Genomic DNA, 6,669 nt, shown 5'->3' with positions numbered 1-6,669 from the left:
TGATCGGGCGGGCGGGGGCCGCCCCCCCCGCGCGCGCGTGTGTGGGGGGGGGGGCGGGCCCGCGCGGCCGCGCCCCCCCCCCCCCCGGCGGAGGAGGTCGCGCTGCGAGACCTCCTCTGCTGGGCACTGGCGCACCGCACGGGCCACGGCCGCGGGGCGCTGCCCACCCGCGAGCTGGCGCTCGAACTCACCGGCGCGATCGGCGATCGGCCGGAGGAAGCGTGGGCGAAGTGCCACCAGGTGGCGAACCTGCTCCGGCTCGGGGTGCCCGAAGCCTTACGCCCGGACCGCGAACCGGCTGTCGTGGTGTCGGCGCGCTGAGTTTCGGGGGAGGGACTTCAGGTGTTCGAACGAGAAGACAGGCTTCGTTTTCACCTGCTCGGGCCGGTGAGCGCCCGAGCAGGCGATGAGCCGCTCAACGTGGGTTCCCCGCAGCAGCACGCCGTTCTCGCGATGTTGTTGCTGCGCGAGGGCCGGGCCGTCTCGATGGCCGAGCTGGTCGACGGTCTGTGGGGCGACGAACCGCCGCGGACCGGCCACCGCACGGTCCTGACCTACATTTCCCGGCTCCGGACCGTACTCGAACCGGGCCGGTGCGCGGGGGAAAGCGGGGACGTGCTGCCCTCGGTGCCGGGCGGGTACGCGCTGCGGGCCGGGGACATCGAGGTCGACTCCGTCCTGTTCGAACGGGAGGCGGCCGACAGGAGCGGCGGTGTCCGCGCGGTGCACGACCGGCTGGCCGGTGCGCTGGCGCGGTGGCGCGGCGGCGCGCTCGCCGGGGTACCCGGCCCCTGGGCACAGCGCGAACGAGACCGCTTGGAGGAAATGCGCACCACCGTGCGCGAGGCCCTGCTCGGCTACGCGCTCGAACTGGGGAGGCACGCCCAGTCGGTGCCGGAACTGCGGGCCATGGTCGCGGAGTTCCCGCTGCGCGAGCGCCTGAGCGAACTGCTCATGCTCGCCCTCTACCGCTGCGGGCGCCAGGCCGAGGCGCTGGCGGTCCACCGTGCCGCGCGACAGGCTCTGCGTACCGAACTCGGGGTCGAGCCCTCGGCCGCGCTCGCCGAGCTGCAGCGGCGGATCCTCGCCGCCGACCCGGAACTCTTGACGTCCACAGTGGACACCGAGGTCGGCGGCGGGATGGCCACACCGTCGGCCGTGCCCCTTGTCCGGCCGCTTCTCCAGCAGCTTCCCGCCGACATCGCCGACTTCACCGGCCGTGCCGCGACGGTCGGCGCGATCCGCGGTGTCCTGGCCGAGGGCAGCGCGGGCGAGGGTCACGCGGTCACGATGTGCACCATCAGTGGCACCGCGGGCGTGGGCAAGACCACCGTCGCCATCCACGTCGCGCACGCGCTGGGCGGAGCGTTCCCCGACGGGCGGCTCCACGTGGATCTGCGGACGGGCAGCACACCCGCCGAACCGGCCAGCGTGCTCGTGGACCTCCTGACGGCACTGGGCACACCGGCCGACCGGATCCCGCTCGGCCTCGCGGGGCGGGCGGCGCTCTACCGCAGTCTTCTCGCGGATCGGCGGGTGCTGCTCGTCCTCGACAACGCGCGGGACGCCGAGCAGATCCGCCCGCTGCTGCCGGGCACCGCGGGCTGCGCCGTCCTGGTGACCAGCCGTGCCCGCGATCTGGCACTCCCGGGCGCGCGCTGCTTCGATCTCGGCCTGCCACCCGAGTCCGAGGCGCTGGCGCTGCTCGCCGCGATCGTCGGCGCCGAACGCGTGGACGCCGAACCGGTGGCCGCGCGTTCCCTGGTGGCGGCCTGCGGGCGGCTCCCGCTCGCGGTGCGGATCGCGGCGTCCCGGCTCGCCGGCCGCCCCGGCCGCAGCATCGCCTCGCTCGACCAGCGGCTGCGCGACGAACGCGCCCGGCTCGACGAACTCCGCGTCGGCGATCTGGCTGTCGAGCCGGCTTTCCGCCTCGCCTACGAGGCACTGAGTCCCGATGCCGCCCGCGCGTTCAGGTTGCTCGCCCTCTCCGACGCGCCGGACGTCCCGCTACCGGTCGCGGCCGCCTTGCTGGACACGGACGAACGCACCGCGGAGACCCTCGCCGAGACGCTGGTGGACGCCGCGATGCTCGAGTCGCACGCACCGGGGCGTTATCGTTTCCACGATTTGCTGCGCTTGTACGCGCGCCACCGCGCCGAGCAGACGGAGAGTCTCGTGGAGCGGGAGGCGGCACTCGTGCGCGTCGCGGAGATGCTGATCGCCACCGTGTTGCGCGCTTCGCGCACCGTCGTACCCGGAGAGCCGCCGCGTGCGTGGCTGCGCCCGGTGCGGCACGCGGGCGTGGCTTTCGCGGGCACCGCGGAGGTACGGGCGTGGTTCGGTGCCGAGCACGCACTGCTGACCGCCACGATGGAACAGCTGCTGCCGTGCGGGACGGAGGCGCTGCGCACGGCCGTCGAGTTGCTCGGCGTCGTCGGCGTCAGCGGGCACTTCATGGGCCTGACCCACTACCTGGAGATCAGCAGGATCGCGGGCGACGCCGCCGAACGAGCCCGGACGCTGCGGGATCCGGAGTACCGGGCCAGGGCGCTGCACATCCGCGCCTGGCTCGCCTTCCTCGCGGCGCGGCACGACCTGGCGGAGGCCGATCTGCGCCTGGCGCTCGCCTGCGCCGACGAGGCGGACGACACGCAGCGCCGCCATATGGCGGGCAATCTGCTGGCCCTGGTGCTGTGGGCGACGGACCGGCCCGAGGAGGCCGAGCGCGCCATGCACAAGGCCGCGCGGTTCGCGGGTGACGACGAGAATCCGGACAGCCCGGCCGCCGTCGCCCGGTACGTCGCGCGCCTGTACACGGCGCTCAGCTCCCGGGAGCCCGACGTGACGATCATGACGCCGGTCATGCGCGCCGCGGACGCCACCGGGGAGAATCTGACCACTGTGGACGGTCTGCAGCGCCTGGGCACGCTTCTGCACAGCCCGGACCCGGGCCGGGGCGCACTGTTGATCGGCCGTCAATCTCGCGTTGAGCACCGCCACGCACGGTGAGCGGCATGACCAACAGCTCCGCCCCGACGACGACGGACACGACGTCCGCGCTGCCCGACCTCACCGGCATCCGCCTGAGCCATCGCGCCATCCTCGGCGACATCGCGCGCTTGGCCGCCCTGCTGTCCGGCGCCGACGCGAGGGCGATGCCGCTCACCCGCGCCGGCGCCGTCACCACTTACATCCACCAGTACAACGCCGCCGTGCGCCACCATCACCGCAACGAGGACGACCGGCTCTGGCCCGTGATCGCCGCGGCGGCGGGCCGGGCCGTCGACCTCGTCCCGTACATCGGCGAACACGAGGTGCTCGACCGGCTCCAGGACGCCGCCGACGTCACCGCCGCGCATTTCGCGGAGAACCCGGTCCGCCACGCGCCACGGCTCGCAGCGCTGCTGGTCGAACAGCGCGACCTGCTCATCGAGCACATCGACGCCGAGGAACAGCACCTGTTCCCGGTCATCCTGCGCCACGTGAGTGCCGCGCGGTACGCCTCGGCCGAAGCCGAGATCCGCAAGTCCACCCCGCCCGGACTCGTCTCCTGGATGCAGCCATGGCTGTGGCGGTACGCCACCGCCGACGAGCGCCGTCTGCTGCCGCCCGCCCCGGTCGTCGAACCGCTCCTGGCGGCCTACACCGCCGGTGAGACGCAGGTCTTCGGCCACGCCCGCTGATCTCCGCCGCCCGGCCTTTGCGGAATTCGGTGGAGCGCTGGTACGAGGCCGTTGATCCGACGTTGACCGGCCGCTTACCGCGCTGCGCCATCCTGATCGGCAGATTCGGCGTCTCGCCCTACGTCGACAAGAACTTGTGCGATTCCCGGGAATCCGGGATCTCGCGGAGAGGGGAACACCATGACGTCACCCACTTCGGTTTCCACACCGGCGATGCAGAAGGCGGCCGGTGAGTTCGAGGCCGCGTTGAGCACGTCCAACACCACGCAGAACACCATGCAGAACAACATCCAGCAGCTGAACGTGGCGTGGACCGGCGACGCCTCCGTCCGGTTCAAGAGCTCGATGAACGCCTGGTGCCACGAGTACCAGAACATCGTCAAGCAGCTCGGCACGATGCTGGAAGCCTTGCACGGCAACACGAAGTCCTATGTCAAGACCGAGCAGAGCGCGGTCGACATGGCGGGCAGCGCGATGCCCGGCCTGCCCGGCCTGTAGTCAGACATCGAGCACCGAACAGGGAGAACCATCGACATGGCGCAGTACACCATCGACTTCGGCCGCGTGCAGGGTGTCCTCGAGCAGATGGAGGGCGTCGACAAGCAGATCAAGACCATGCTCGGCACGCTGGAGAGCAACACCGAGAAGAGCCTTGCCGAATGGCAGAGCGAGGCGAAGGCCTCTTACCAGCAGTGCAAGGCGAAGTGGGACGCCTCCGCGGCGCAGATGCCCGTCCTGCTCGCGCAGGCCCGCCAGGCACTCGCCGAGATCATGACGAGCTACGGCAAGGCCGAAAACCAGGGCTCGGACATGTGGAACAGCCTCGGCGTCGGGAGGAAATAGGCCGTGACCGTTGAAGGCATCGCCATGGCCGAAGCCAACCGCAACGCCGCGGCGAACAAGGCCAAGGACGAGTTCGCGAAGGCCGGTCAGTACAACGGTTTCGGCGACCGGCCCGCGGATCACCAGCCGGAGGACGGCGGACCGCTGCCCGTCCCGCCGGTGTACAAGTCCGAGGGCGGCAAGGGCCAGGTCTCGGTGGACGACATGGCGCTCAAGCATTTCGGCCGGGCCATCGAACAGCTCCTGCCCACGATCAAGGAAGCACTGAAGGACATCCAGTCGATCGACATCAAGGCGGGCAATTTCCAGCATGGCCACAAAATCAGGGCGGTGGCCGTGGGGTCCGATGGTGAAGGCGGGCTGAAGAAGGAATACGTCACCACGCTGACCAGAATGGGCACCGCCTTCGAGAAGCTCGTTTCCGGCATCAACGAGCTGGCCACCAAGTACAAGACGACCGAGGAGCTCAACTCGAAGGGCGCCGGGGACGTCGCCCAGCTGATGCAGGCGTTCGGGCGAGGGATGCCCGGCGGGGGCGGCGCTCCCGCCGGCGGGGCCTAGAAACGAGATTGGCGCGAGAAAATGGTGCAGTCGAAGGACGTTCCCACCGGGGACGATTACGGCTCCTGGACATGGAAACAGATCAAGGCGGCGGTCAACGGCGGTTCCGAGGAACACGGTGGCGAGGCGGCCAGGACGGCGAACGCCAATCCCCAGTCCTTCTTCGACGCGGGGAACAAGTTCGCCAAGCTGGCACGGGTGTTCGAGCTGTGCCGGGACACCGTGCAGGTGCATGCGAAGGCCATCGCGGGCCCGGACGGCCCGTGGAAGGGCCCTGCCGCGGAGGGCTTCCGCAATGCCATGGACTACTACGGCAAGGTCTTCGGCGCCCACGTCGAGCGGGTGAACAAGCCCCCGTTCGGTGGAACCGCTTCGCTGCCCCGGTCCATTGTGGATGCCGGTAACAAGCTGAACGCCGCGCAGTACCAGCTCGAAGCGATCGACAGCTGGTACGCCGATCAGGCGGTCAAGCTCGGTGCGCCGAAGATGGAAAACGGGCTGATCCAGGTTTCCGCGAAGCCCGAGGTCGTCAAGATGCTCGACCAGGACATGCGGAAGGTGATCAAGGACCTGGCTGGGGAGTACTCGGTCAAGGTCCGGGACTTCGACGCCCCGGTGCCGAAGTCCCCCGACGAGATCAAGCCCCCGCCGGGAGGCGGCCCCGACGGGATCACCCCGCCCCAGTTTCCGCCGCCGGGTGGTGGCGGGAGCCCACAGAACTTCCCCGGTTTCGGCGGTGCCGGGCCCGGTGGCGAGCCGAGCCCGTTCCCAGGTGGTGACGGCTCGGGCGGGCCGATCCCGTATCCGGGCGCCACCGGTTCCGGCGGTCCCGGTCCGTATCCCGGTGGCGTGCCCGCCCCGCTGAGTCCCGGTGACCTCGGGCTCAAACCGGATCCGTACGACCCGGGCACCGGCCTCGCCGGTGCGGCCCCGGCCACCTATCCCGGCGGCGGAGTGACCACACCTCCCGGTGCCGGTCTCACGCCATACGTCCCCGGTGGCGGCGGGCCCGTCCCCGGCGGCGCCGGCCTGGTGCCCTATTCCGGCGGGCTGCCGGGCGGTCTGACGCCTTACGCGGGCGGGAAACCGGGTGGCGGGCTCGGCCCGAACCCCGGGGGCAAGCCGCCGGGCGGTGGCCTGTCGCCCTATCCCGGTGGCGGTGCCATGCCGCGCGGTGGCGCCGGTGGCGTCAAACCGTACGGCGCCGGAGGCGCGTCGCTGAGCGGCGGTGGTGTCAAGCCTTACGGCGTCGGAGCTTCCGGTGCCGGTGCTGCCGGTCAGGGCGGGATGACGGGGGCCGGTACCGGTAAGGGTGGCTCCGGCGTCGGCGGGATGCCGATGGGTGCCGGTGCGCCGGGCGCGGCCGGTCAGGGCGAACGGGAACGGGAACGGACCACCTGGCTGGTGGAGGACGAGGACGTGTGGGGCGCCAACCCGGACGCCCCACCGGGCGTGATCGGACGGCCCGGCTAGCGCCGACCGTTGAGTAACCCGCCGTTCCCCCGGCCCCGCACCCGCCGCGGGGACCGGTCCGGCGGGCCCATGGCTCCGCGCCGGACCGCCCCCCAGTCCGACGCGGAGC

The 6,669-nt window shown here is 71.5% G+C and carries 7 protein-coding genes; all 7 read left to right on the top strand.

What is annotated here, in order from left to right; translation table 11 throughout:
- Positions 1-39 precede the first annotated feature (39 nt).
- The 7 genes from ACFWY9_RS13015 to ACFWY9_RS12985 all read left to right on the top strand — a co-directional run bounded on the left by ACFWY9_RS13015 (position 40) and on the right by ACFWY9_RS12985 (position 6,560).
- Positions 40-321 (top strand): hypothetical protein, encoded by a 282-nt coding sequence (locus tag ACFWY9_RS13015; protein WP_378338943.1) that lies wholly within the window; start codon positions 40-42, stop codon positions 319-321.
- Positions 322-342: 21 nt separating this feature from the next.
- Positions 343-3,009 carry a BTAD domain-containing putative transcriptional regulator gene (locus ACFWY9_RS13010; RefSeq protein WP_378338942.1) on the top strand — a complete coding sequence of 889 codons (2,667 nt, stop codon included), beginning with the start codon at positions 343-345 and terminating at the stop codon, positions 3,007-3,009.
- A gap of 5 nt (positions 3,010-3,014) precedes the next feature.
- Entirely contained in the window at positions 3,015-3,683 is a 669-nt protein-coding gene (locus tag ACFWY9_RS13005) for a hemerythrin domain-containing protein (RefSeq protein WP_378326155.1), read from the top strand.
- A gap of 180 nt (positions 3,684-3,863) precedes the next feature.
- Positions 3,864-4,181 (top strand): WXG100 family type VII secretion target, encoded by a 318-nt coding sequence (locus ACFWY9_RS13000; RefSeq protein WP_378326154.1) that lies wholly within the window; start codon positions 3,864-3,866, stop codon positions 4,179-4,181.
- Positions 4,182-4,217: 36 nt separating this feature from the next.
- A complete protein-coding gene (locus tag ACFWY9_RS12995; RefSeq protein WP_378326153.1) occupies positions 4,218-4,526 on the top strand; it encodes a WXG100 family type VII secretion target in 309 nt (102 codons plus the stop codon).
- A gap of 3 nt (positions 4,527-4,529) precedes the next feature.
- Complete coding sequence (locus ACFWY9_RS12990; RefSeq protein ID WP_378326152.1) at positions 4,530-5,087, top strand: hypothetical protein; 558 nt, start codon at positions 4,530-4,532, stop codon at positions 5,085-5,087.
- 21 nt (positions 5,088-5,108) lie between these two features.
- Positions 5,109-6,560 (top strand): hypothetical protein, encoded by a 1,452-nt coding sequence (locus tag ACFWY9_RS12985; RefSeq protein WP_378338941.1) that lies wholly within the window; start codon positions 5,109-5,111, stop codon positions 6,558-6,560.
- Positions 6,561-6,669: the final 109 nt, after the last annotated feature.

The sequence above is a fragment of the Amycolatopsis sp. NPDC059027 genome, from assembly GCF_042739735.1.
GTDB lineage: Bacteria > Actinomycetota > Actinomycetes > Mycobacteriales > Pseudonocardiaceae > Amycolatopsis.
Note: the sequence above shows the minus strand (reverse complement) of the source record. Positions and strands in the feature narration are given on the sequence as shown.

Excerpts from the sequence above, each read along its gene's own strand:
- ACFWY9_RS12995 (WP_378326153.1), top strand. The coding sequence starts at position 4,218 with ATGGCGCAGTACACCATCGACTTCGGCCGCGTGCAGGGTGTCCTCGAG.
- ACFWY9_RS12985 (WP_378338941.1), top strand. The coding sequence starts at position 5,109 with ATGGTGCAGTCGAAGGACGTTCCCACCGGGGACGATTACGGCTCCTGG.
- ACFWY9_RS13005 (WP_378326155.1), top strand. The coding sequence starts at position 3,015 with ATGACCAACAGCTCCGCCCCGACGACGACGGACACGACGTCCGCGCTG.
- ACFWY9_RS13000 (WP_378326154.1), top strand. The coding sequence starts at position 3,864 with ATGACGTCACCCACTTCGGTTTCCACACCGGCGATGCAGAAGGCGGCC.